The following is a 23,870-nucleotide window of genomic DNA, read 5'->3' as shown; positions in this document are numbered from 1 at the left end:
CGACGTGAGCGAGTATCCGCCGATCGAGGATCACGGGCTCATCGGTGATCTTCAGACCGCCGCCCTGGTGACCTGCGACGGGACGATCGACTGGTTCTGCGCGCCGCGCTTCGACTCGCCCAGCATCTTCGCCAGCCTGCTCGACCACGAGCGCGGCGGCTTCTTCCGGGTCGCCCCCCACGAGACCACGTACGTCACGAAGCAGCTCTACCTGCCCGGCACCCCGATCCTGATCACGCGCTTCATCAGCGCCGACGGGGTCGCCGAGGTCCAGGACTTCATGCCGGTCACCGGCGAGAAGGCCACCGACGTGCACCGCCTGGTGCGCATGGTCACCATGGTCCGGGGCAGCATGCGGTTCCGGCTGGAGTGCCGGCCCCGGTTCGACTACGCGCGCGAGCGGCCCCGGCTGGAGCGGCACCGCAACGGGTACGTCTTCCGCGGCTCGTCCGCCTCGCTCACCTTCAACCCGGTCCAACCGGTCCGCCGCCTCATCGCCGAGGAGGACATGCACCTGGAGGACGGCGACCTCATCGGGTTCGGCACCCTCAACGAGGGCGACACCGGCGGGGTGGTGCTGGAGACGAACTCCCCGATGGAACCCCGGGCCGTCCCGCTCGAAGAGGTGCAGGGGATGTTCGAGTGGACGCGCGACTACTGGCGACGGTGGGTCGAGCGGTCCCGGTACACCGGCCGGTGGCGGGAGATGGTCGAGCGGTCGGCCATCACGTTGAAACTCATGACGTACGCGCCCACCGGCGCGATGATCGCCGCGCCGACGGCCGCGCTGCCCGAACTCGTCGGCGGCACCCGCAACTGGGACTACCGCTACACCTGGGTCCGGGACACGTCCTTCTCGGTGCACGCGCTGCTCGGCCTCGGCTTCACCGAGGAGGTCAGCCGGTACATGGACTGGCTCGACGAGCGGATCCGCGAGGCCGGCGACCACCAGGCCCCGCTGAAGATCATGTACCGGGTCGACGGGTCGTCCGACCTGCACGAGGAGGTGCTCGACCACCTGGAGGGATATCGCGGCTCCCGGCCGGTCCGGATCGGCAACGGCGCCGCCGACCAGCTCCAGCTCGACATCCACGGCGAGGCCCTCTACGCCATGCACGTGGCCGACGAGCAGGGCATCCGGGTCTCCCACCAGGTGTGGAAGAGCACGGTCCGGCTCATCGACTGGCTGTGCCACAACTGGGACCAGCCGGACGCCGGCATCTGGGAGAGCCGGCACCATCCCCGGGACTACACGTTCGGCCGCGTGATGTCCTGGGTCGCCCTGGACCGGGCCATCCGGCTCGCCGCCCGCACCGGCCGCCCCGGGGACGTCACCTGCTGGACCAGCCAGCGGAACCTCATCTACGACCAGGTGATGGCGCGCGGTTACCACCGGGGACGCGGGTCCTTCGTCCAGGCGTACGGCGAGAACGTCCTGGACGCCGCGCTGCTCTCCATGCCGGCGGTCGGCTTCGTGACGCCGTCGGACCCGATGTGGTGCCGCACCCTCGAAGCCATCGAGCGGGAGCTGGTCTCCGACAGCCTGGTCCACCGGTACGACCCGGTCCACTCCCCCGACGGGCTGCCCGGCCACGAGGGCACCTTCAACATGTGCACCTTCTGGTACGCCGAGGCGCTGGCGCGCTCCGGCCGCCTCGACGACGCCCGGCTCACCTTCGAGAAGATGTTCACCTTCAGCAACCACCTCGGCCTGTACGCCGAGGAGATCGCCGCGACCGGCGAGCAGATCGGCAACTACCCGCAGGCGTTCAGCCACCTCGCCCTCATCAACACGGCGCTGGCGCTGAACGGGATGCTCGAGATCGAGGCCGCGGCCCGGCAGCGGCGGTGACTCCTCCGGAACGCCCGCGGGGTTAGCCGACGGCAGGCCGGGTAGCCACACGCGCTGCGTGTGCAGCCCGTTGGACCGGCCTTGCCTGCCGACGACCCAGCCGAGAGGAACGACGGTGTCGCACGAGTACCGGAAGAACCCGGAGGCAGTTTCCCGGTTGTCGCCCGAGCAGTACCGGGTCACCCAGGAGGGCGGGACCGAGCCGGCCTTCGACAATCCCTACTGGGACAGCAAGGATCCGGGCATCTACGTCGACGTCGTGTCCGGCGAGCCACTGTTCGCGTCGGTCGACAAATTCGACAGCGGCACCGGCTGGCCCTCCTTCACCAAGCCGATCGATCCGCGCAACGTGGTCGAGGTCCGGGACGCCACCCTCGGCATGGTCCGCACCGAGGTCCGGTCGGCCCACGGCGACAGCCACCTCGGGCACGTGTTCGACGACGGCCCGATCGCCACGGGCGGCCTGCGCTACTGCATGAACTCCGCCGCGCTCCGGTTCATCCGGCGCGACGACCTGGAACGCGAAGGATACGGCGAGTACCGCGCACTGTTCGAGCACCCGGACGGGGGGCGAAACGATGAGTGACACGACGGAGAAGGCCGTCCTGGCCGGCGGCTGCTTCTGGGGCATGCAGGACCTCATCCGGAAGCGGCCTGGCGTGGTGTCCACCCGGGTCGGCTACACCGGCGGGGACGTGCCGAACGCGACGTACTACAACCACGAGGGACACGCCGAGGCGATCGAGATCGCGTACGACCCGAACAAGCTCTCGTACCGGGACCTTCTCGAGTTCTTCTTCCAGGTCCACGACCCGACCACGAAGAACCGGCAGGGCGGTGACGTCGGCACCAGCTACCGGTCCGCCATCTTCTACTGCAACGACCAGCAGCGGAAGGTGGCCGAGGACACCATCGCCGACGTGGACGCCTCCGGCCTCTGGCCGGGCAAGGTCGTCACCGAGGTCACCCCGGCCGGCCCGTTCTGGGAGGCCGAGCCCGAGCACCAGGACTACCTGGAGAAGCATCCGGGCGGCTACACCTGCCACTTCCCCCGGCCCGACTGGAAGCTCCCCCGCCGGGGAGCGAGCCAGAGCTGATCGCACCCGCCGCCGACCAACTCCGAGGAGAAGGAGGCCCACGTGGCCGTCAAGACGCAGACCCTGGCCCGCGCCACCGACATCCGGCCGTTCACGGTGGAGATCCCCGAGGCGGATCTCCAGGCGCTGCGGCAGCGGATCGCGGCCACCCGCTGGCCCGAGAGACAGACCGTCGGCGACCAGTCGCAGGGCGTACCGCTCGAGACCAGCCAGGCCCTCGCCCGCTACTGGGAGAAGGAGTACGACTGGCGCAAGGTCGAGGCGAGACTGAACTCCCTGCCGAACTTCACCACCGAGATCGACGGCCTGGACATCCACTTCATCCACGTCCGGTCCCAGCACGAGGACGCTCTGCCGCTCATCGTCACCCACGGCTGGCCCGGCTCTGTCATCGAGCAGCTGAAGATCGTCGGTCCGTTGACCGACCCCACGGCACACGGCGGGTCCGCGTCGGACGCCTTCCACCTGGTGATCCCGTCGATGCCGGGCTACGGCTTCTCGGGCAAGCCGACGGAACCCGGCTGGGGCCCGGAACACATCGCCCGTGCCTGGACCGAGCTGATGAAACGCCTCGGCTACGACCGGTTCGTCGCCCAGGGCGGCGACTGGGGCGCGCTCATCACCAACGTGCTGGGTGTGCAGGCGCCACCGGAGCTCGCCGGCATCCACACCAACATGCCGAGCACGGTGCCGCCCGAGCTGGACGCGCTGTTCCAGTCCGACATCACCGGGATCAACAACGCGATGTCCAAGCTGCCGGCCAACCTCTCCGACGAGGAGCGGCGGGCCTGCGAGCAGCAGGACTTCTTCTGGAAGCACGCCGCCTACGCGCTCATCATGGCGACGCGCCCCGAGACGCTGATCGGTCTCGCCGACTCGCCCGTCGCGCTGGCGAGCTTCATGTGCGACCACGACGCGGCCAGCCTGGAGCTGATCTGCCGGGCCTTCGACGGGCAACCCGGCGGGCTCACGCGCGACGACATCCTCGACAACATCACGCTCACCTGGTTGACGAACACGGGTGTCTCCGGCGCTCGGCTCTACTGGGAGAACAAGCTCTCCTTCCTCGGCGCCAAGGACGTCTCCGTGCCGGCCGCCGTCAGCGTCTTCCCCGACGAGCTCTACCAGGCGCCGCGCAGCTGGGCGGAGCGGGCGTATCCGAACCTCATCCACTACAACCAGCTCGACCGGGGCGGGCACTTCGCGGCGTGGGAGCAGCCGCAACTCCTGTGCGACGAGCTTCGCACCGCCTTCCGGTCGCTGCGGTAGATGGCCGTCTCCGAACGGCTGCGCCTGCCCTCGCTCGACGGGGCAACCGGGTGGCTCAACTCCGAGCCACTCGGTCCCGCCGAGCTGCGGGGGCGCCCCGTCCTCGTGAACTTCTGGACGCTGACCTGCATCAACTGGCTGCGCCAGGAGCCGTACGTCCGGGCGTGGTCGCAGGCCTACCGGGACGACGGCCTCGTCGTCGTCGGCGTGCACACGCCGGAGTTCTCGTTCGAGCACGACATCGACGCGGTGCGCGAGGCGGTGCGGGCGCGGGGCATCGACTACCCGGTCGCGGTCGACAGCGACTACAGGGTCTGGAGCGCGTTCGACAACCACTACTGGCCGGCGCTCTACTTCGTCGACGCGGACGGCGTCATCCGCGACCACCACTTCGGCGAGGGCCGCTACGAGCGGTCGGAACGCGTGATCCAGCGGCTGCTCGGCGTCGACCGCGACCTCGTCCCCGTGGCGGGGCGCGGGGTGGAGGCCGACGCCGACTGGGACCACCTGCGTACGCCCGAAACGTATCTCGGCTACGCGCGCTCCGAGCAGTTCGCGTCACCGGACGACGCCACGTACGACGCGAGCCGCGCCTACGAACTCCCCGCGAGCCTGCCCGCCGACCACTGGGCGCTCGGCGGCGAGTGGACGATCGGCTCCGAGAAGGTCACGCTCGACCGGGCCGGCGGCACCCTCGCCTTCCGGTTCGAGGCCCGCGACGCGCATCTCGTGCTGTCACCCGGTACGCGGGGCCCGATCCCCTTCCGCCTCCTCCTCGACGGCGCGGCACCCGGCCCGGCCCACGGCGACGACGTCGACGAGGACGGCAACGGCCTGCTCCGCGAGGGCCGGCTGTACCAGCTCGTCCGCCAGCGGGAGGGAGTCCGGGAGCGGACCCTGGAGCTCACGTTCCGCGAACCCGGCGCCGAGGCGTACGTGTTCACCTTCGGCTAGTCGTAGGCTGCATCTCGCAGGTGACGGGCGGGAGGCTGAGGTGGCCGAGACGACGGTGGCCGAGGTGATGGCTGAGCTGGCCGCGCTCGAGGACCCGAAGGCACGCGCGGTGAACGAGCGGCACGGTGACGATCACGGGGTGAACCTCGGCAAGCTGCGCGCACTCGCGAAGCGGCTGAAGACGCAACAGGACCTCGCGTGCCGGCTCTGGAAGACCGGCGACACCGCGGCCAGACTGCTGGCGCTCCTGATCTGCCGCCCCAGGGCGTTCGGGCGGGACGAGCTGGACCGCATGCTCCGCGAGGGGCGCACACCCAAGGTGCACGACTGGCTCGTGAACTACGTGGTGAAGAAGAACCCGCACGCCGAGGAGCTGCGCCTGGCCTGGTCCGCCGACCCGGATCCCGTGGTCGCCAGCGCCGGGTGGGCGCTGACCACGGAACGCGTGGCCAAGAGGCCCGAGGGCCTGGACCTCGCCCGGCTGCTCGACGTCATCGAGGCGCAGATGAAGGACGCCCCGGACCGCCTCCAGTGGGCCATGAACCACTGCCTGGCGCAGATCGGGATCTCCGACGCCGCGCTCCGCGCCCGCGCCATCGACATCGGCGAGCGCCTGGAGGTGCTCAAGGACTACCCGACTCCCCCGGGCTGCACGTCCCCGTTCGCGCCGGTCTGGATCACGGAGATGGTGCGCCGGCAGCACGCCGGGCAGGCGTGAGCAGCCGACGCACCATCAATCCGTCATGCCGGTTCAACCGGTAGCCACAGCTCGCAGGTCGCGGTGCTGAAGTCGTCCGCCCGGTCGAGGACGGCGACGATCGAGGGTCCGGGCCGGAGCCGCCACGGGTTCGAGGGGAACCACTCGGTCGCGGTCGCGGCCCAGGTCTCCTGAAGCACCTGCGGGTGCGGCCCGGCGGTGCGGAAGACCGCCCACCTGCCGGCCGGCACCTCGATGGCGTCGAGGTCGTCGGGGGCCGGCGTGTCCCCGGAGAGAGCGACCCCGTGCAGGTACGTCAGTTCGCTCCCCTCGGTGCCGTCCGGGTCCAGGTCGTCGCAGACCTGCAACAGGCCCCCGGGCTCGGCGTCGCCGAGGCTCTTGAGCCGGCCGTGCTCCTCCATCGGCAGCGCGGCGATGTGCTGCTGGATGTGCGGGTTGACGCCGTGGTGGATCAGCGGAACCCGGGCCGCGTGTCCGACCAGCCGGAACGCGGGGCGGTCGACGATGCGGGTGTTCATGGGGTTGCTCCCTTCGACGGTCAGGCGGAACCTGAGCTGCGGTTGTGTGCGAAGGGGGCCTCCGTCGCGGCGGACCTCACCCGGCCCGGCACCGTGGACTGCCCGGAACGCGCGCCCGAACGCCTCGGTCGAGCCGTACCCGTGCCGGACGGCGATGCGCAGCAGGTCGTCCTCGCCGCGGACGACCTCGGCGGCGGCGAGGGTCATGCGGCGCCGGCGCACGTACTCCGACAGCGGCATGCCGGCCAACGACGAGAACATCCGCCGCAGGTGGTATTCGGTCGTGCCGACCGCCCGGGCCAGTCCGGTGACGTCGAGTTCCTCGGTGAGGTGCTCTTCGACAAGGTCGACAAGCCGGTTGAGTGCCGAGATCACGAGGGCCTCCCTTCGACGTCAAGCCTGGCCGGAACGACCCCGGCCGCGCCCGACCGCTGTGGCCCGGTTCGATCGGGTCCCCGGGCGCGTGGGGTTTGCCGGCTGCAGCGGCGGGAAAGGCCGCCGCGCTGGAGTCAACCATTTCCACGCCGAGGAGGCCCGAGGTGGCTCGTGGGAAGGTACGAGTAGGTCCGCCCAGGCAGGCCGGAGGGCGACGGTGGAGGTCCCTCGCCTCCCGTCGCCGCGCCACGAGTGACGCCTGACCAGTCGGGCGAAGCGCATGCCCTGGTCTCGCAGCAGCCGTCCGGTGGGTGCGGAGCGGGACCCCGGTCGGGTCGTCACCTTCAGCGACGCGGTCATCGCCATCGCCGTCACGCTGCTCGTCCTGGAGATCCGCCCGCCGGAGGACACTGAGCACCTGTGGACGGGCCTCCGTGAACTCTGGCCCTCCTATGCGGCCTACTTCATCACCTTCCTGCTCATCGGCCAGATGTGGGTGAACCACCACGTCATGTTCGACCACATCCGCTCCGCGGACCGCCTGGTCCTCCTCCTCAATACCCTCCTCCTGATGGAGATCGCGTTCCTGCCGTTCGCCTCGGCCGTCCTGGCCGGCGCCTTCGAGTCGGGTCATGGAAAGCGGACCGCCGTCGTCTTCTACGGGATCTCCTACGAGGTGGCGGCCATCCTGTTCAACGTCATCTGGGAGTACGCGCGGCGCGGCCGCCGCCTGCTGACCGCGACGACCGACGCGGCCACGGCGGCGGCGATCAGCAGGCGCTTCCATCCGGCGCCCGTGTGGATCGCCGCCGGGACCGCGTTGGGCGCCTGGCATCCCGTTCTCGGCGTGGCGGTGCTCGCCGCGTTCGTCCCGTTCTACTGGTGGCCGATCAAGGGCGAGATCGCCAGCCTGAGACGCACCCGCGAACGCGCGGAGAAGTCCGCCCCCTGAGGACAGGAGGGCGTCAGCCGTGAAGCACCTTGCACACCGTGGGGTCCACCCGGGGGTGGAAGGACAGCCGGGTGTCGTCCACCCGTTGATCAACCCTGCGGTCGACGACCGAGCGGGTCCGCCGTTCCTAACATCCATTCAGCAACATGCGATCGCAATCGCGAGACGCAAGCCAAGGAGGAACGACGTGCGGATTTCCCTCTCCCGTATCGCACTCATCACCGCCATCACCGCCAGCGCACTGGCAGGCCTCGGCGGACCGGCCCACGCGGCCGATGCGGGCACGACCGCGACCAGTACGTATTGCGCTGGCCTGAAGGCGAAGTACACCAGCGACTTCAACATGTATTTCAAGTACTACACGTTGTCCTTCAGCAGCACTACCGACCCGGCACTGCGCCCCTACTACGGCAGCTTGGCGAGCCGCTACCTGCTGAGTTACCAGCAGGGCCTCGCCCTCTACCAGGCCAACTGCTGACGCCGGCGGTGCGGACCGAACCTCTGAAGGTCAAGCTCCGTCGGCCGTCCCGCCGCCGGAGCTTGACCTTTTCGTCGCGCGAAGGAACGAGCAACCGCCGATCAGCTGCGCGAGGAGCTGCGCGGACCGTCGAGCGTCAGGCGTATGAACGGGTCCTAAGACCCTGCTTGCGGCCTGGCTGAAAGGCCCCACAGCTCAACGATGCGATCGTCTTCCACGGTGAACATCTCCAGCATGGTTGCCGTCGAGCCATCGGCGAATCCGACCATCTCGGTCCGGGTCGCCACGCGTTGGTCGGCCGCGACCAGATCCATGAGGTTCACCTTCAGGGCCGGATGCTGGTCCCACATACGCTGCCAGGCGCGCTGCACGCACTCCCAGCCGCTGGCCTTCAACGGATGGCTGTAGAAGTCGCTGGCGAAGATGTCTTCGGCGGCACCCGCGTCCCGGCGGTTGAAGGCTTCGTACATTCGCTCAGCGATCCGACGTCCTTGATCCACAGAGCGAGTATGGCGGCCCCCCACGACATCATCTGCGGTCCCGATGTGACCGTCGCGTGCCGTCGTCGTTGCGTCACCGCCCCGAGGAATGATTTCGCGGGGCGGTTTTCGCTGCTGGGTGGTGGGCGCGGCAGGTTTCGAACCTGCGACCCCCCGCTTGTAAGGCGGGTGCTCTCCCACTGAGCTACGCGCCCGGAACGCCCGTACGGCGGGCCGGAGCGGCAAGCTTACCTGCCGGGCTCCGACCCGGTCGAACGACGTGCCCGGGGTGGATCAGGCGGCGACGGCCTCGGCCAGGGCCTTGCGCCAGCCCTGCTGGTCCCGCGCCTCGCCGGGCATGTTCATCTCGGCGAACCGGACCACGCCCGCCTTGTCGATGACGAAGGTGCCCCGGTTGGCGATGCCCGCGACGTCGTTGAAGACGCCATACGCCTGGGCGACCGCGCCGTGCGGCCAGAAGTCGGCCAGCAGCGGGAACTGGTAGCCCTCCCGGTCGGCCCAGATCTTGTGGGCGTAGACCGAGTCGACGCTGACCGTCAGCACCTGGACGTCGTCGTTGACGTACTCGTTGAGGTTGTCCCGCACCTCGCACAGCTCGCCCTGGCAGATGCCGGTGAAGGCGAGCGGGTAGAAGACCAGCAGCACGGTGCGCCGGCCGCGGAAGTCGGCGAGCCGGACCTCCTGGTTGTTCTGGTCCTTGAGCACGAAGTCCGGCGCCTCGGCGCCAACCTCGATGGGCATACGAGCTCCTTGGATCGGGTCTGGAGATGATCAGCCTGCCACACCCGGCGACACCGGCCGCCGGGCGAGCAGCCCCGCCCTACTTCTTGCTCTTCGACCCGCGCCGGAGCACGAGGCGGGCGCCACTCCAGTCGCGGCCCGCGTTGATCGTGGAGGTCTGCTGGAGGCCGGCGGTCTGCGCGCTCTCCGCGACCTCGCTCGGCTCGACGTGGCCGTCCCGGCCGGCCTTGGGCGTCAGGAGCCAGACCACGCCGTTGTCGGCCAGCGGCCCGAGGGCATCGACGAGGAGCTCGAAGAGGTCGCCGTCGCCGTCGCGGTACCAGACGAGAACCGAGTCGACCACCTCGTCGGTGTCCTCGTCGACCAGCTCTCCACAGCGGTCGGTCAGGGCGTCCCGGAGATCCTGGTCGACGTCGTCGTCGTACCCCATCTCCATGACGACCATCCCCGGCTCGATCCCGAACCGGTCCGCCAGGCTGCGTACCCCGTCGGCGGCCTGACCAGCGGTCGCGCTCACTGTCGCGTGCCTCCTCATCTCATCCCTGCTCGTGGCGTCGTCCGACGCCGTCGGGCCCAGTCCACACAGTTGTGGCTCCCCGCGCAAGTGGCGCACCGGGTGGAACGGAATTTACCGTGCCAGCAGCGTACGGGCACCCTCGGTAATGGCTTCCTCGGAGACCAGAACCTGACGTGCCGCCGGACCTAATGGTACAAACGAGTCAAGTCCGGCCACGCGGCGCGCCGTGCCGACATAGCCGGCGTCGACCAGCGCGGCGATCACGCCCTCGCCCACCCCGCCCGAGCGACGGGTCTCGTCGACGACCAGCACCCGGCCGGTGGCCGAGGCCTCCCGGATGATGTCCGCCACCGGCAACGGGGCCAGCCAGCGCAGGTCTACCACCCGGCTGCCGACCCCCTCGTCGGCCAGGGTGGCCGCCGCCCGCAGCGACATCCGGACGCCGTTACCGAAGGTGATGATGGTGAGGTCCTCGGCCGAGCCGACCCCGTACACCCGGGCGCGGCCGATCGGCACGTGGCGGGTGGCCCAGGCGCCGGGCTCGGCGTACTCCGCCAGCCACTCGCCGTCACCCTCCGTGTAGAGGTCGCGGGTGTGGTAGAGCGCGATCGGCTCCAGGAAGACGCTGACCGCGCCGTCCACCGCCGCGGCGGCCAGGCAGGTACGCAGCATCGGCGCGGCGTCGTCCGGGCGGGCCGGCACCGCGATGACCAGCCCCGGCACGTCGCGGAGCACGGCCACCGAGTTGTCGTTGTGGAAGTGCCCGCCGAACCCCTCCTGGTACGCGAGCCCGGCCACCCGGACCACCATGGGGTTGCGGAACGCGCCCCGGGAGAAGAAGCGCATCGTGGCCGCCTCGCCGCGGAGCTGGTCCTCGGCGTTGTGCAGGTACGCCAGATACTGGATCTCCGGCACCGGCAGCATCCCGGCCAACCCCGCGCCGAGTCCGAGCCCGAGGATCGAGGTCTCGTCGAGCAGGGTGTCGAACACCCGCGCCGCCCCGAACCTGTCCCGCAGCCCCTTGGTCACCCCGTACACCCCGCCCTTGGCGGCCACGTCCTCGCCGAAGACGGCCATCCCGGGGTGGCCGAGCATCCCGTCGGCCAGGGCGGCGTTGATGCTCTGTGCCAGGGTGAGCGGCCCGGCCCGCTCCGGCAGCTTGCCGCCGAACACCTCCGCGCGGGCGCCGGCGTCCGGGCCCGCCGCCCGGGCCCCCGCGTCGGCGACCACCCGCGAGATGCGGACCGGCCGGCGCGGGGCCAGCTCGGCCACCACCTCGACCGGCGAGGCCAGCTTCGGCTCGTCCAGCACCTCCTCGGCGAGCCGGCGGATCTGCCAGCCACGCTCGTCGTACCGGGCCAGCAGCTCCTCGCCGGTGGCGTAGCCGGCCTCCACCAGCCGCCGGGCGGTGGCCAGCAGCGGGTCCCGGGCCACGTCAGCGGCGATCTCGGCCGGGCTCCGGTACGCGGTCTCCGCGTCCGCGCCGGCATGCCCCATGAGCCGCACGGTGCTCAGGTGGAGCACGGCCGGCCGCCGGTGCCGGCGCACCCAGGCCGCCGCCTCCCCCGCCACCCGGTACGCCTCGGCCACGTCGGCGCCGTCGGCGGCGAAGTAGCGGATCCCGGGCCGGGCCCGCAGGGTCGCCTCCACCCAGCCCTGGGGCGAGCGCACGCTGATGCCGAGCCCGTTGTCCTCGCAGACGAACAGGACCGGGATGCGCAGCCCGGTGTGGTCGTACCAGCCGGCGGTGTTGAACGCCGCCGTCGCGGTGGCGTGGTTGACCGAGGCGTCGCCGAACGAGCAGACCACGATGGCGTCCGGCGGCCAGGCTGCGGCGTCGGGGCCCCCGTCGGCCCGCCGGCCGCCGCGGCGCAGCCGTTCCAGCGCGAGCCCCAGGCCGACCGCCCGGGGCAGGTGCGAGGCGATCGTGGAGGTGGTGGGGACGACCGCGAGGTCCGCCCGGCCGAAGACCTTGTGCCGGCCCCCGGCGATCGGCTCGGCGGCGGAGGCCACCATCCCGCGCAGCACGTCGCGGGCCGCCGCCGCGTAGGCGTCGTCGGGGTCGAGGCCCGGAAGTTCGGGTACGCCGGCCGTCGCGGCCCCGGCGCTGTCCACGGCCACCGCGGCACCGGCCGGCAGGCTCGCGGCCTCGTCAGCGGCTGGCGGGGACCCGCCCGGCGTGACCGGGCCGACCGCCGTCGCTGGGCCGTCCGTCGCGGACTCGTCCGACGTCGCCGGGCCACCCGGCGTCACCTGGGCGTCCGTTGCCGAGGGATCGTCCGGCACCGCTTCCAGCGGCGGCGTCGCCGCGCCACCGCCGAGTTCGCCCGGGTCACCGGCCGGCCGCCCGGACTCCGGCGACCCGTCCGGCCGGTCGGCGTCCGCGTCCACGGCGCCCTCGGCGGGGGTACGCGGATCCGGGATCCGGGCCGTCGGGGCGTCCTCGATCGCGTCCGGCGCGTCGGCGTCGGTGTCGGGCACCGCCGGGCCGGCCGGGAAGGCGCCGGCCGCCTGGGCGGCACGGAGGCAGTAGAAGGCCCCGGAACGGTAGTGGAGCAGGGCGGGGTCGGTCGGCCGCAGCGCGGCGGCCACGGTCGCGTTGCCCTCGTGACCGGCGGAGCCGATCGTGTAGTACCCCTCGCCGAAGCTGCGCAGCCAGCGCCCGGCGAGATCGAGCAGCCGGCTGGTGAGCTGGGCGTCGAACAGGGCCAGTGCCTGCGCCCCGGTCAGCGGCGCACCACCGGGCAGCGGTTCACCCAGGTCACGCCGCGAGGCGGGGGCGCCGAGCGCGGTCAGGGCCGCCCGGAACCGGTCGTCGAGATCTTGCGGGGTGGTCACGTCGGACAGCATTACCGACCGGAGGGCACCTCGCCCAGTCGGACACGTTCCGGCCGGACCCCGTCAGGCCTCGTCGCACTCCTGCGGGCAACCGCCGTCGGAGACCTTCCAGACCAGCTCACGCAGGGTGGCGAGCTCTGCCGTGGTGAGCCCGCCGAGGAGTCGGGAGTCGGACATCACCCGCCGGACCCGGTCCCGGACCCGCCGGCCCTCCGCGGTCACCACGAGCGTCTTCTGCCGCCGGTCGGCCGGGTCGACCCGCCGCTCCACCAGCCCGGCCTGCTCCAGCTTGTCGACCAGCGCCGTGACGTTGGAGCGGTCGCACGCCAGCCGCTCGGCGAGGTCCCGGGCGGGCAGCGGCCGGTCGGGGTCCAGCTCGTGCAGGGCGCGGGCGGCGGCCGGGGTGAGCCCCAGCCCCGCGATCTCCTCGTCCTGGTAGTGCCGCATGGCCGAGGCGATGTGCATGATCCGGCGCACAGCGTCCCCGGCCAGGCCGGAGCGGTCGCCGGCCTCGGGGGCGGGGGGTCGCGCCATGCCTCACATCGTACGTGCGAAGGCGATCATCTCCGGTGCCGGCCGCGTGGCCACCCGGGCGGCGACGGCGCCCGTCAGCAGCAGCGCGGCGGTCAGGAGCGCCGGGGGCAGGGTGAGCGCCGACCCGTGCCGGCCGGCCGCGGCCAGGGCGAGATACAGGCCGCCGACCAGGGTCACCCCTAGCACGGCCGCGAGCAGCGTGCCGGTGGAGACGGCCGCCGACAGCGCCGCGGCCGCGCCGGCCGGCACCACGCGGGCGAGCCGGGTGACCAGCGGGCTGAACGCCGCCGCGTGCGCCGCGCCGCCGGCCACCAGCAGCGCGCTTCCCGCCGGCCACGGCCAGCCCGCGGCGGCGAGCCCGGCCACCGCCACCACGACCGTCGCGAGCACAGCAGGCCCGGCGACCGGCAGCACCGCCCGCACCCGCTCCGGCAGCCGCGCCACCGCGAGGCCGCACAGGGCGAAACCCGACGCGTACGGGAGGAAGGCCAGTCCTGCCGCCAGCGCGGTGAAGCCCAGCCCGTCCTGGAGCCGCAGGGTGAGCACGAACAGGAAGCCCGCGTAGCAGCCCATCACCACGCAGCAGGCGAGCAGCCCGGCCGGCACCCCGGGGTGGCGCAGCACCGTCACGTCCAGCAGCGGGGCGGCGTCGCGATGCGCGCGCCGGACCTCGTACCCGAGGAAGAGCCGCAGCCCGGCGGCGCCGGCGGCGGCCGCGGCGGCCCGGACCCACCCGGGCCAGCCGAGGTCCCCGCCGAGCACCAGCGGCACCACCAGGGTGAGCATCGCGGCGGCGAGGAGCAGCACGCCCGGCAGGTCCAGCGGCTCGCGGCGGGGCGGGTCGGCCGGCAGGCCGGCGAACGCCCGCCGCCCGACGACCTGGAGCACCACGCCGACCGGCACGTTCACCAGGAACGCGGCCCGCCAGGTGAGGCCGCCCAGGTCGAGGGTCACCAGCAGCCCGCCGAGGACCTGGCCGGCGGCCACGCCGAGGGCCAGCACCATCGAGTACGCGCCGATGGCCCGCGCCCGGGCCGCCGCCGGGACCACCGCCTGGATCAGCGACAGCACCTGCGGCACCATCAGCGCGCCGGCCGCGCCCTGGACCACCCGGGCCAGCACCAGCGTGGCCGGCCCCGGGGCGAGGCCGCAGGCCAGCGAGGCGAGCGTGAACCCGGCCAGGCCGAGCAGGAAGACCCGGGGGTAGCCGTGCCGGGCGCCGAGCCGCGCCCCGACCACCACCAGCACGGCGAAGGTGAGGGTGTAGCCGGCCAGCACGAGCTGCTGCACGGTCGGCGGTCCGGCCAGGTCGGCGCGGATCGCGGGCGCGGCCACTGCCGCGATCGAGGTGTCCATGGAGGCCATCGCCTGCCCGGTGAGCAGGACGGTGAGCAGGGCGGCGGTCCGGCGGGTCGACTCGGTCACGGCCGCCACCCTGCCCGCTTCGGTGGCCCGCGGTCTTGTCGATCCTTGCGGGGCGGTCGGGTCGGCCGGTGGGCCTACGCTGACCGGCATGCGTACCGCGACACCGCTGCTGGCGCACCCCGACTTCGGGATCAGCGCGGTGCGGTGCCGCGACGACCACACCGGCTGGTCCGCGCCCGAGCCGGCCACCGCGTATGGCCTCGTGCTGACGCGGCGGGGCGGCTTCCGCCGGGCCGGGCGCGGCGGCGCCGAGTTCGTCGAGCCGACCGTGGCCTACCTGACCGTGCCGGGTGAGGAGGAGCGCTTCGCCCACCCGGCGGGCGGGGACGACTGCACCTCGCTGCGCCTGTCCGAGCGGCTGTGGCGGGAGCTGTTCGCCGACCGGCCGGTGCCTGCCGTGGTGCACGTCGACGCCCGGGTGGACCTGGCCCACCGGCTGCTGCTGCGCGCCACGGCCGACCCCGACCACGCCGCGGCCGAGCGGCTGGTCCGGCTGGTCGGCGCGGCCACCGGACCGGCGGCCGGCGGAAGCGGGCGGGACCGGCGGCTGGTCGAGCGGGCCCGGGCCGCCCTGCACGACGGCGCGCCCGAGGCGGCCGGGCTGCTGCCGCTGGCCCGGGCGCTCGGCGTCTCGCCCTATCGGCTCAGCCGGGAGTTCCAGGCCCGGGTCGGGGTGCCGCTGACCCGCTACCGCAACCGGCTGCGGGTCGGGTGCCTGCTCGACCGGCTGGAGGAGGGTGCGGACAGCCTCGCCGCGCTCGCCGTCGAGCTGGGCTTCGCCGACCAGGCGCACCTGACCCGCACGGTCCGCGCCCAGCTGGGCCACACCCCCGGCCAGCTTCGGCGGCTGCTCGGCTGACGGCGGCACTGGGTCTCCACCGGGGTCCGCTGCTCGGCAAGGGGTCGGCCACGCCCGCGCCGCGCCCGCCTCAGCCGGGGAGGAAGGAGAAGCGGACCTGCCGTTCGGGGTTGTCGCCGTTGGTGTCGACCAGGCAGAGCGACTGCCAGGTGCCGAGCTGAAGCCGCCCGCCGAGCACCGGCAGGGTGGCGTACGGGGGGACGAAGGCGGGCAGGACGTGGTCGCGGCCGTGCCCGGGTGAGCCGTGCCGGTGCCGCCAGCGGTCGTCGGTGGGGAGCAGGTCGTCGAGCGCGCGCAGCAGGTCGTCGTCCGAGCCGGCGCCGGTCTCGATGATCGCCAGGCCGGCGGTGGCGTGCGGCACGAAGACGTGCAGCAGGCCGTCGCCCTCGCCGGCGACGAACCGCTCGGCCTCGCTCGTGATGTCCCGGACGGTCGGCCGGGACCCGGTCCGGACGGTGATCACCTCGCTCCGCATACGGCGCATTCTGCCGGAGCGGGACGCCCGAGCGCCGCCGGTGTGGCCGGACGGCCGCCGGCGGAGCCGGTGATCGCACAAAGTTACCGGCGAGTACCTGTGTTCAGCATCGCGTCTGGGGGAGGGAGACGTGACGACATGCGCCACCAGGGGGCAGGATGGCGCTAGAGACCTATCCCACACAGAACCGAGGGAACGCCTGTGGCTACGGAACGCAAGCGCCCGGTGATCACCGCTGGTCTGCCGAGCCAGCTTCCGGACATCGACCCTGAAGAGACCAGCGAATGGGTCGAGTCGCTTGACGGTGTCATCGACGAGCGCGGAACCAAGCGCGCCCGCTACGTCATGCTGAGCCTGCTGGAGCGGGCCCGCGAGCGCCAGGTCGGGGTGCCGTCCCTGACCACCACCGACTACATCAACACCATCACGCCGGAGCGCGAGCCCTGGTTCCCCGGTGACGAGCACATCGAGCGCCGGCTCCGGGCCTACATCCGGTGGAACGCCGCCATGCTGGTGCACCGGGCGCAGCGGCCCGAGATCGGCGTGGGCGGCCACATCTCCACCTTCGCCAGCTCCGCGTCCCTCTACGAGGTGGGCTTCAACCACTTCTTCCGGGGCAAGGACCACCCGGGAGGCGGCGACCACATCTTCTACCAGGGCCACGCCTCCCCCGGCATGTACGCGCGGGCGTTCCTGGAGGGCCGGCTCAGCGCCGACCAGCTCGACGGCTTCCGGCAGGAGCTGTCGCACCCGGGCGGCGGCCTGCCGTCGTACCCGCACCCGCGGCTCATGCCGGACTTCTGGGAGTTCCCCACCGTGTCGATGGGCCTCGGCCCGATGAACGCGATCTACCAGGCCCGGTTCAACCGCTACCTGCACCACCGTGGCATCAAGGACACCTCCCAGCAGCACGTCTGGGCCTTCCTCGGCGACGGTGAGATGGACGAGGTCGAGTCGCTCGGCGCGATCGGCGTGGCCGCCCGCGAGGAGCTGGACAACCTCACCTTCGTGATCAACTGCAACCTGCAGCGGCTGGACGGCCCGGTGCGGGGCAACGGCAAGGTCATGCAGGAGCTGGAGGCGTTCTTCCGGGGCGCCGGCTGGAACGTGATCAAGGTGGTCTGGGGCCGCGAGTGGGACCCGCTGCTCGCGGCGGACACCGACGGCGCCCTGGTCAACCTCATGAACACCACGCCCGACGGTGACTACCAGACCTACAAGGCGGAGTCCGGGGCGTACGTCCGGGAGCACTTCTTCGGCCGCGACCCGCGGACCCGCAAGATGGTCGAGCACCTCAGCGACGACGAGATCTGGAACCTCAAGCGGGGTGGCCACGACTACCGGAAGCTCTACGCGGCCTACAAGGCGGCCATGGAGCACACCGGCCAGCCGACGGTGATCCTGGCCAAGACCATCAAGGGCTGGACGCTGGGCTCGCACTTCGAGGCCCGCAACGCCACCCACCAGATGAAGAAGCTGACGCTGGAGGACCTCAAGCTCTTCCGCGACCGGCTCTACCTCGACATCCCGGACAAGCAGCTGGAGGACAACCCGTACCTCCCGCCGTACTTCCACCCGGGCGAGAAGTCCGACGAGATCGAGTACCTGCACGAGCGGCGCAAGCAGCTCGGCGGCTACCTGCCGACCCGCCGGGCGACCGGCAAGGCGCTGCAGATCCCGGGCACCGAGCGCTTCTCCGACGTCAAGCGCGGCTCGGGCAAGCAGAAGGTCGCCACCACCATGGCCTTCGTCCGCCTGCTCAAGGACCTGATGAAGGACAAGGAGTTCGGCAAGCGCTGGGTGCCGATCATCCCGGACGAGGCCCGCACCTTCGGCATGGACTCGCTCTTCCCGACGGCGAAGATCTACTCGCCGCACGGCCAGCGGTACACCTCGGTGGACCGGGAGCTGTTCCTGTCGTACAAGGAGGCCACCACCGGCCAGATCCTGCACGAGGGGATCAACGAGGCGGGCTCGGTCGCCTCGTTCACCGCGGCCGGCACGTCGTACGCCACGCACGACGAGCCGATGATCCCGCTCTACATCTTCTACTCGATGTTCGGGTTCCAGCGGACCGGCGACGGGCTCTGGGCCGCGGCCGACCAGATGGCGCGGGGCTTCCTGCTCGGCGCGACGGCCGGCCGGACCACGCTCAACGGTGAGGGCCTCCAGCACGAGGACGGCCACTCGCTGCTGCTCGCCGCCACCAACCCGGCGGTGGCCGCCTACGACCCGGCGTTCGCCTTCGAGATCTCGCACATCGTCGAGAACGGCCTGCACCGGATGTACGGCGAGGCGCAGGAGAACATCTTCTACTACCTGACCGTCTACAACGAGCCGATCTTCCAGCCGGCCGAGCCGCAGGGCGTGGACGTCGAGGGCATCGTCAAGGGCATCTACCGCTACTCCCCGGCCCCGCAGGTCGACGGGGACGCGCCGAAGGCCAACATCCTGGCCTCCGGCACGGGCATGCAGTGGGCGCTCAAGGCCCAGAAGCTGCTCGCCGAGGACTGGGGGGTGGCCGCCGACGTCTGGTCGGTGACCTCCTGGACCGAGCTGCGCCGGGACGCGGTCGAGTGCGAGGAGCACAACCTGCTCAACCCGGGTGGCGAGCAGCGGGTGCCCTACATCCAGCGGAAGCTGGCCGACGCCGACGGGCCGAAGGTCGCGGTGAGCGACTGGATGCGCGCGGTGCCGGACCTGATCGCCCGCTGGGTACCCGGCGACTACACGTCGCTCGGCACCGACGGCTTCGGCATGTCGGACACCCGGCACGCCCTGCGCCGCCACTTCCACGTGGACGCCGAGTCCGTGGCCGTCGCGACGCTGCGCCAGCTCGCCCTGCGCGGCGCGGTGCCGGCCGACGTGCCGGCCGAGGCCGCCAAGAAGTACGCGCTGGACGACGTCAACGCCGCCCCGGTCGGGGAGACCGGCGGCGACAGCTGACCCATCGGGTACGACAGGGGCCCGGCGCGCGAAGCGCCGGGCCCCTTCGCCGTCTTCTGCCGTGACTCACGCCGGCGCGCGCGCCGGGGTGAGGGCGGCGACGAAGGGCTCGACGGCGGCCCGCCAGCCGGCGGGGTTGTCGTAGTGCAGGACGTGCCCGGCGTCGGGGACCAGTGCGAAGCGGCCGTCGGGCAGCAGCGCGGCCATCTCCCGCTGCCGGTCGACCGGCTGGTCGCTCTGCGCTCCGGCGACCACCAGCGCCGGGCAGCGCACGGCGGTCAGTTCGGGCCGGTGGTCGCGGTCCGCCCAGTGCGCCAGGGAGGCGAGCAGGTGCTCGGGGCGGGCCAGCGGCCGCCACCCGTCCGGGGCGCCGGCCATCACCTCCACGAAGGAGTCCCCCTCGGTCCGCCGCTGCACCCCGAAGAAGTCCCGCACGTCCGCCAGGGTCGGGAAGGGCACCGGCCACGTCGCCAGCCAGTGCCGCCACCGGTCGACCAGATCGGGCGGGGTCACCGGGTTCATGTCGGCGATCACCACGCCCCGGACCAGATCCGGCCGGGCGCCGGCGAGCTGCCAGGCGGTGAGCCCGCCCATCGAGTGCCCGACCACCAGCGCCGGCGCCAGATCGAGCGCGTCGATCACGGCGACCGCGTCACCGACGTACGCCGGGCGGTCGTACGGGCCGTCGGGCTTGTCGCTGTGGCCGTGCCCGCGCGCGTCGTAGCCGACGACCCGGCCGTAGCGGGAGAGCCAGCGGGCGGTGGCCGTCCAGTTCGCGGCGCGGCCGGTGAGCCCGTGCAGCAGCAGGATCCCCGGCCCGTCGCCCCCGAAGTCGACCACGTTGAGCCCGGTCCCACCGTGTCCCATGACGCGCATGCGATCCTCCTGTACCTCGAAACGAGGTACACCGTATCGAGGTACCCGGACGGCGGGCAAGGCAGAATGCGAGGGTGCTGGAGTTGGCGATCCTGGGGTTCCTCGGCGAGGAGCCGCTGCACGGGTACGAGCTGAAGAGCCGCATCACGCGCCTCGCCGGGTACGCCCGGCCGGTGAGCGACGGCAGCCTCTACCCGGCGATCAACCGGTTGGAGCGGGCCGGGCTGGTCAACCGGCAGCGGGAGCCCGGCGCGGCGGCGGCGCCGCGGCACACCCTCTCGCTCACGGCGGCGGGACGGGAGGAGTTGCGGCGGCGGCTGCGGGAGCCGGCCGAGCTGGATGTCACCGACCAGAACCGGTTCTTCACGCTGCTGGCCTTCCTCGGCCAGCTCGACGACCGGGCCGCGCAGGCCACGGTGCTCGAACGCCGGCTGTCCTTCCTCGACCAGCCGGCCAGCTTCTTCGCCACCGGCGAGCGGCCGCAGCGGGCCGCCGAGCAGACCGATCCCTTCCGGCGCGGGATGCTGGTGATGGCCCGGGAGATCAGCCGGGCCGAGCGGACCTGGCTCCGCGCCACGATCGCGGAGCTGCGGGCGACCTGAGTGCGAGAGAGGTGACAATGGTCCGGCGTCCCTGGCGGGGACGCCGGACCATCACCATCGCGGGCGACGCCGGGACGGGCTCGGTCAGCCGACGGCGGCCAGGTCGGTGAGCCGGGCCAGCGAGTCCTCCAGATCGGCGCCGACCCGGCGCAGGCCGAGCCGGAGCAGGGCGGCCTTGACGGGGCCGGCGGGCCACCGCACGACGATGAGCCGCACGACCGTCCCGCCCTCCTCCTCGTCCGCGGTCAGCTGCACGTAGATCTCGGTGCGCGCCTCGGCCCGCGCGCCGGCCCCCCTGGCCCGTTCGCGCCAGCCGATCAGGGTCGGCTCCTGGTAGGCGATCACCTCGGCCTCGTGCGCCGCGCCACGCCCGGCCTGCACCAGTTGTCGCCGGCCGAACCCCTCCCCGGAGAGGACCTCGGCCGCGCGGACCCCCGCCAGCCAGGCCGGCAACTGCTCGGCCCGCTGCACGACGTCCCAGACGGTCTCCACCGGCGCCATCACGTGCGCACTGCGCTCCACGAGGATCATGTCTATCTTTCCCCCACTTAAAACACATCCGCGATATTCGGCACTCTATGTGTAAATCGGACTTAAGCGGACGGGTTCGGAGAAGACACGCCGAAAACCCTTGCCTACCTGCGGTTTCGGGCCTATGGCGCGACGGCCGCCCGGGCCCTAGAGTCGCGAACACGCTTCGCGTTTCTGGGAGGGCGAATGACGAACGCGCCGATGCCCGAGTTCCCCGCCGGCTTCCGGTGGGGGGTGTCCACGTCCGCGTACCAGATCGAGGGGGCGGTCGCCGTCGACGGTCGCGGCCCGTCCATCTGGGACACGTTCGCCCACTCCCCGGGCCGGATCGTCGACGGCAGCACCGGCGACGAGGCGTGCGACCACTACCACCGGTACGCCGAGGACGTCGGGCTGCTGGCCGGGCTCGGGGTGTCCGCGTACCGGTTCTCCGTCGCCTGGCCCCGGGTGCAGCCCACCGGCGCGGGCCCGGCGAACGCGGCCGGACTGGACTTCTACGACCGGCTGGTGGACGCCCTGCTGGCCGCCGGCGTGGACCCGGTGGCCACCCTCTTCCACTGGGACCTGCCGCAGTCCCTCGAGGACGCCGGCGGCTGGCTGAACCGGGACACCGCCCACCGCTTCGCCGACTACGCCGACCTGGTCGCCACCCGCCTCGGCGACCGGGTGAAGCTCTGGATCACGCTCAACGAGCCGTTCATCCACATGAGCCTCGGGCACGGCATGGGCGTGCACGCACCCGGCCACATGCTGCTCTTCGACGCCTTCCCGGTCGCCCACCACCAGCTCCTCGGGCACGGCCTCGCGGTCTCCGCGCTGCGCGCCCGCAGCACCGGCCCGGTGGCCATCGCCAACAACTACTCACCGGTGCGGCTGGCCGGGGAGACCGATGCCGACCGGGCCGCCGGAGCGGCGTACGACGCGCTGCACAACCGGCTCTTCACCGATCCGCTGCTCGGCCGCGGCTACCCCGAGGAGCCGGGCTTCGACCCGGCCGTGGTGCGCGCCGGCGACCTCGACGTGATCGCCGCCCCGATCGACGTGCTCGGGGTGAACTACTACAACCCGACCGGCATCCGCGCCCCTGCCGACGGCGACTCGCCGCTGCCGTTCGAGATCGTGCCGCTGGACGGCCACCCGCGTACCGCCTTCGACTGGCCGGTCGTCCCCGACGGGCTGCGCGAGCTGCTCGTCCAGCTCCACCACCGGTACGGCGACGCGCTGCCCCCCGTCCAGATCACCGAGAGCGGCTGCGCGTACGACGACGTGCCGGACGCCGACGGCCGGGTGGCCGACCCGGACCGGATCGCGTACCTGGACGGGCACCTGCGGGCGGTGCACGAGGCGATGGCCGCCGGGGTGCCGGTGACCGGGTACTTCGTCTGGTCGCTGCTGGACAACTGGGAGTGGGCCGAGGGCTTCACGAAGCGGTTCGGCCTGGTGCACGTCGACTACGCGACGCAGCGGCGCACCCCGAAGTCGTCGTACGCCTGGTTCCGGAATCTGGTCCGGCGATGACCACCGTCAACCCGACGCCGGCCTCGCTGCCGGCGGCGCTCGCCGAACCCACCGTGCCGGTGCGGCGGAGCTGGATCGCGCTGATCTTCGCGGCGAACCTGGGCGTCTGGATGGCCTTCTTCACGCCGATCCAGGTGCTGCTGCCACAGCAGGTGGAACGGATCGCGCCGGGCGACAAGGAGGCCATGCTGGCGGTGGTGACCGGCCTGGGCGCGCTCGCCGCCGTGCTGGCGAACCCGCTCGCCGGTGCGCTGTCCGACCGGACCTCGCTGCGCATGGCGAACCGGCACCTCGGCCGCCGGCACGTCTGGACCGCCACGGGCGCGGTGGTCGGCGCGTTCGCCCTGGTGGTGCTGGCCCGGCAGGACAGCATCGCCGGGGTGGCCGTCGCCTGGGTGGCCGCCCAGGTCTGCTTCAACGCCATGCTGGCCAGCCTCACCGCCGCCATCCCGGACCGGGTGCCGGTGGCGCAGCGGGGCGGCGTCTCCGGCTGGGTGGGCATCCCGCAGGCGCTCGGCCTGGTGGTCGGCGCGGTGCTGGTCACCGCCGTGGTCACCGGCAATGCCGCCGGGTACGCCGCCATCGCGCTCGCGGTGCTGCTGCTGTCCCTGCCGTTCGCGCTGCTCACCCAGGACGACCCGCTGCCCCGCGAGCACCGGTCGCCGCTGCGGGCGCGGGCGCTGCTCGCCTCGATGTGGATCAGCCCGCGCCGGCACCCCGACTTCGCCTGGGCCTGGTTCACCCGCTTCCTGGTGCAGACCGGCAACGCGCTGGGCACGCTCTACCTGCTCTACTTCCTCACCGACGGGGTGCGAGCGGCCGACCCCGAGGGCGCCCTGCTGGTGCTGATCCTGCTCTACACGGTCGGCATGATGCTCACCGCCGTGGTGGCCGGCCGGCTGTCCGACCGCTCGGGCCGGCGCAAGGTCTTCGTGATCGTCTCCGGCTTGATCATGGCGGTCGCGGCGGTGCTGCTCGCGGTGGCCCCGACCTGGCCCATGGCGATCGTCGCCGCGCTGCTGCTCGGCGCCGGCTACGGGGTCTACCTGGCCGTGGACGCCGCGCTCATCACCCAGGTGCTGCCGGCCGCCACCGACCGGGCCAAGGACCTCGGCGTGATCAACATCGCCAACTCGGCGCCGCAGGTGCTCGGCCCGGCGCTCTCCGCCCCGATCGTGGTCCACCTGGGCGGCTACCCCACCCTGTACGCGGTCACCGCCGCGGTCACCCTGGTCGGCAGCGTCCTCGTCCTGAAGATCAGGTCGGTGCCCTGAACCGGCCCCCTGCCGGAAAGC

The 23,870-nt window shown here is 72.4% G+C and carries 22 protein-coding genes, 1 tRNA gene and 2 pseudogenes; 13 read left to right on the top strand and 12 right to left on the bottom strand.

Going from position 1 to position 23,870, the window contains the following annotated elements; genetic code table 11:
* Positions 1 to 4: 4 nt before the first annotated feature.
* From ABZW14_RS22605 to ABZW14_RS22580, 6 genes are all read left to right on the top strand, one after another.
* Positions 5 to 1,852: a glycoside hydrolase family 15 protein gene (locus ABZW14_RS22605; protein WP_355349776.1), complete on the top strand. Its 1,848-nt coding sequence runs from the start codon at positions 5 to 7 to the stop codon at positions 1,850 to 1,852.
* Positions 1,853 to 1,967: 115 nt separating this feature from the next.
* A complete protein-coding gene (gene msrB, locus ABZW14_RS22600; RefSeq protein WP_355349773.1) occupies positions 1,968 to 2,438 on the top strand; it encodes a peptide-methionine (R)-S-oxide reductase MsrB in 471 nt (156 codons plus the stop codon).
* Positions 2,431 to 2,949, top strand: coding sequence for a peptide-methionine (S)-S-oxide reductase MsrA (gene msrA / locus ABZW14_RS22595; protein ID WP_355349770.1), 519 nt, complete (start codon positions 2,431 to 2,433; stop codon positions 2,947 to 2,949). Before msrB ends, msrA begins: the two co-directional genes overlap by 8 nt.
* 42 nt (positions 2,950 to 2,991) lie before the next feature.
* Positions 2,992 to 4,218 (top strand): epoxide hydrolase family protein, encoded by a 1,227-nt coding sequence (locus tag ABZW14_RS22590; protein ID WP_355349767.1) that lies wholly within the window; start codon positions 2,992 to 2,994, stop codon positions 4,216 to 4,218.
* Positions 4,219 to 5,172, top strand: a complete 954-nt coding sequence (locus ABZW14_RS22585) for a redoxin domain-containing protein (protein ID WP_355349764.1) — start codon at positions 4,219 to 4,221, stop codon at positions 5,170 to 5,172.
* 40 nt (positions 5,173 to 5,212) lie between these two features.
* Positions 5,213 to 5,890, top strand: a complete 678-nt coding sequence (locus tag ABZW14_RS22580; RefSeq protein ID WP_355349762.1) for a DNA alkylation repair protein — start codon at positions 5,213 to 5,215, stop codon at positions 5,888 to 5,890.
* Between the two features lie 23 nt (positions 5,891 to 5,913).
* Here the strand turns inward: ABZW14_RS22580 and ABZW14_RS22575 are convergent, their stop codons facing one another.
* On the bottom strand, positions 5,914 to 6,783 hold the full coding sequence (locus tag ABZW14_RS22575; RefSeq protein ID WP_355349759.1) for an AraC family transcriptional regulator: 870 nt from the start codon (positions 6,781 to 6,783) through the stop codon (positions 5,914 to 5,916).
* Positions 6,784 to 7,090: 307 nt separating this feature from the next.
* Between ABZW14_RS22575 and ABZW14_RS22570 the strand changes: the two genes are divergently transcribed.
* Entirely contained in the window at positions 7,091 to 7,735 is a 645-nt protein-coding gene (locus ABZW14_RS22570; RefSeq protein ID WP_355349756.1) for a TMEM175 family protein, read from the top strand.
* A 187-nt stretch (positions 7,736 to 7,922) separates the two neighbouring features.
* Complete coding sequence (locus ABZW14_RS22565; RefSeq protein ID WP_355349753.1) at positions 7,923 to 8,213, top strand: hypothetical protein; 291 nt, start codon at positions 7,923 to 7,925, stop codon at positions 8,211 to 8,213.
* Positions 8,214 to 8,368: 155 nt separating this feature from the next.
* On the opposite strand, the gene ABZW14_RS22560 is transcribed toward ABZW14_RS22565, so the two are convergent.
* The 8 genes and pseudogenes from ABZW14_RS22560 to ABZW14_RS22525 all read right to left on the bottom strand — a co-directional run bounded on the left by ABZW14_RS22560 (position 8,369) and on the right by ABZW14_RS22525 (position 14,768).
* The gene (locus ABZW14_RS22560) at positions 8,369 to 8,683 is read right to left on the bottom strand and encodes a nuclear transport factor 2 family protein (protein ID WP_355349750.1); all 315 of its coding nucleotides are present in this window, start codon (positions 8,681 to 8,683) and stop codon (positions 8,369 to 8,371) included.
* Positions 8,684 to 8,832: 149 nt separating this feature from the next.
* Positions 8,833 to 8,907 (bottom strand) — tRNA-Val (locus ABZW14_RS22555).
* A 79-nt stretch (positions 8,908 to 8,986) separates the two neighbouring features.
* Complete coding sequence (locus tag ABZW14_RS22550) at positions 8,987 to 9,454, bottom strand: peroxiredoxin (RefSeq protein ID WP_091269137.1); 468 nt, start codon at positions 9,452 to 9,454, stop codon at positions 8,987 to 8,989.
* A gap of 79 nt (positions 9,455 to 9,533) precedes the next feature.
* Positions 9,534 to 9,971 carry a DUF3052 domain-containing protein gene (locus ABZW14_RS22545; RefSeq protein WP_154228026.1) on the bottom strand — a complete coding sequence of 146 codons (438 nt, stop codon included), beginning with the start codon at positions 9,969 to 9,971 and terminating at the stop codon, positions 9,534 to 9,536.
* A 111-nt stretch (positions 9,972 to 10,082) separates the two neighbouring features.
* A pseudogene (locus ABZW14_RS22540) lies at positions 10,083 to 12,020 on the bottom strand (thiamine pyrophosphate-dependent enzyme); the annotation flags it as partial.
* A 384-nt stretch (positions 12,021 to 12,404) separates the two neighbouring features.
* Positions 12,405 to 12,821, bottom strand: a pseudogene (locus ABZW14_RS22535) (transketolase); the annotation flags it as partial.
* 51 nt (positions 12,822 to 12,872) lie between these two features.
* Positions 12,873 to 13,343, bottom strand: coding sequence for a MarR family winged helix-turn-helix transcriptional regulator (locus ABZW14_RS22530; RefSeq protein WP_355349746.1), 471 nt, complete (start codon positions 13,341 to 13,343; stop codon positions 12,873 to 12,875).
* A 3-nt stretch (positions 13,344 to 13,346) separates the two neighbouring features.
* Complete coding sequence (locus ABZW14_RS22525; RefSeq protein ID WP_355349743.1) at positions 13,347 to 14,768, bottom strand: MFS transporter; 1,422 nt, start codon at positions 14,766 to 14,768, stop codon at positions 13,347 to 13,349.
* 88 nt (positions 14,769 to 14,856) lie between these two features.
* Between ABZW14_RS22525 and ABZW14_RS22520 the strand changes: the two genes are divergently transcribed.
* The gene (locus ABZW14_RS22520) at positions 14,857 to 15,627 is read left to right on the top strand and encodes a helix-turn-helix domain-containing protein (protein WP_355349740.1); all 771 of its coding nucleotides are present in this window, start codon (positions 14,857 to 14,859) and stop codon (positions 15,625 to 15,627) included.
* A 70-nt stretch (positions 15,628 to 15,697) separates the two neighbouring features.
* Here ABZW14_RS22520 and ABZW14_RS22515 read toward each other — a convergent pair whose 3' ends face one another.
* A complete protein-coding gene (locus ABZW14_RS22515; RefSeq protein WP_355349737.1) occupies positions 15,698 to 16,102 on the bottom strand; it encodes a YjbQ family protein in 405 nt (134 codons plus the stop codon).
* A gap of 201 nt (positions 16,103 to 16,303) precedes the next feature.
* On the opposite strand from ABZW14_RS22515, the gene aceE reads away from it, so the two are divergent.
* Complete coding sequence (gene aceE / locus ABZW14_RS22510; protein ID WP_355349734.1) at positions 16,304 to 19,048, top strand: pyruvate dehydrogenase (acetyl-transferring), homodimeric type; 2,745 nt, start codon at positions 16,304 to 16,306, stop codon at positions 19,046 to 19,048.
* Between the two features lie 66 nt (positions 19,049 to 19,114).
* Here the strand turns inward: aceE and ABZW14_RS22505 are convergent, their stop codons facing one another.
* Entirely contained in the window at positions 19,115 to 19,924 is an 810-nt protein-coding gene (locus ABZW14_RS22505) for an alpha/beta hydrolase (RefSeq protein WP_355349731.1), read from the bottom strand.
* 74 nt (positions 19,925 to 19,998) lie between these two features.
* Between ABZW14_RS22505 and ABZW14_RS22500 the strand changes: the two genes are divergently transcribed.
* A complete protein-coding gene (locus ABZW14_RS22500; protein ID WP_355349728.1) occupies positions 19,999 to 20,526 on the top strand; it encodes a PadR family transcriptional regulator in 528 nt (175 codons plus the stop codon).
* An 84-nt stretch (positions 20,527 to 20,610) separates the two neighbouring features.
* Here the strand turns inward: ABZW14_RS22500 and ABZW14_RS22495 are convergent, their stop codons facing one another.
* On the bottom strand, positions 20,611 to 21,057 hold the full coding sequence (locus ABZW14_RS22495) for an SRPBCC family protein (RefSeq protein ID WP_355349725.1): 447 nt from the start codon (positions 21,055 to 21,057) through the stop codon (positions 20,611 to 20,613).
* 186 nt (positions 21,058 to 21,243) lie between these two features.
* Between ABZW14_RS22495 and ABZW14_RS22490 the strand changes: the two genes are divergently transcribed.
* Positions 21,244 to 22,575, top strand: a complete 1,332-nt coding sequence (locus ABZW14_RS22490) for a GH1 family beta-glucosidase (RefSeq protein ID WP_355349722.1) — start codon at positions 21,244 to 21,246, stop codon at positions 22,573 to 22,575.
* On the top strand, positions 22,572 to 23,849 hold the full coding sequence (locus ABZW14_RS22485) for an MFS transporter (RefSeq protein WP_355349719.1): 1,278 nt from the start codon (positions 22,572 to 22,574) through the stop codon (positions 23,847 to 23,849). Before ABZW14_RS22490 ends, ABZW14_RS22485 begins: the two co-directional genes overlap by 4 nt.
* The last annotated feature ends 21 nt before the right edge of the window (positions 23,850 to 23,870 follow it).

The organism is Micromonospora sp. NPDC004551 (assembly GCF_040609975.1).
Lineage (GTDB): Bacteria > Actinomycetota > Actinomycetes > Mycobacteriales > Micromonosporaceae > Micromonospora.
The sequence above is the reverse complement of the archived record's forward strand: the minus strand, read 5'-3'. Positions and strand labels throughout refer to the sequence as shown.

What these genes read in the sequence shown, in the direction of transcription:
- msrA (WP_355349770.1), top strand. Translation starts at nt 2,431, where the DNA reads ATGAGTGACACGACGGAGAAGGCCGTCCTGGCCGGCGGCTGCTTCTGG.
- ABZW14_RS22585 (WP_355349764.1), top strand. Translation starts at nt 4,219, where the DNA reads ATGGCCGTCTCCGAACGGCTGCGCCTGCCCTCGCTCGACGGGGCAACC.
- ABZW14_RS22560 (WP_355349750.1), bottom strand. Translation starts at nt 8,683, where the DNA reads ATGTACGAAGCCTTCAACCGCCGGGACGCGGGTGCCGCCGAAGACATC.
- ABZW14_RS22550 (WP_091269137.1), bottom strand. Translation starts at nt 9,454, where the DNA reads ATGCCCATCGAGGTTGGCGCCGAGGCGCCGGACTTCGTGCTCAAGGAC.
- ABZW14_RS22530 (WP_355349746.1), bottom strand. Translation starts at nt 13,343, where the DNA reads ATGGCGCGACCCCCCGCCCCCGAGGCCGGCGACCGCTCCGGCCTGGCC.
- ABZW14_RS22520 (WP_355349740.1), top strand. Translation starts at nt 14,857, where the DNA reads ATGCGTACCGCGACACCGCTGCTGGCGCACCCCGACTTCGGGATCAGC.
- ABZW14_RS22515 (WP_355349737.1), bottom strand. Translation starts at nt 16,102, where the DNA reads ATGCGGAGCGAGGTGATCACCGTCCGGACCGGGTCCCGGCCGACCGTC.
- ABZW14_RS22505 (WP_355349731.1), bottom strand. Translation starts at nt 19,924, where the DNA reads ATGCGCGTCATGGGACACGGTGGGACCGGGCTCAACGTGGTCGACTTC.
- ABZW14_RS22495 (WP_355349725.1), bottom strand. Translation starts at nt 21,057, where the DNA reads ATGATCCTCGTGGAGCGCAGTGCGCACGTGATGGCGCCGGTGGAGACC.
- ABZW14_RS22490 (WP_355349722.1), top strand. Translation starts at nt 21,244, where the DNA reads ATGACGAACGCGCCGATGCCCGAGTTCCCCGCCGGCTTCCGGTGGGGG.
- ABZW14_RS22485 (WP_355349719.1), top strand. Translation starts at nt 22,572, where the DNA reads ATGACCACCGTCAACCCGACGCCGGCCTCGCTGCCGGCGGCGCTCGCC.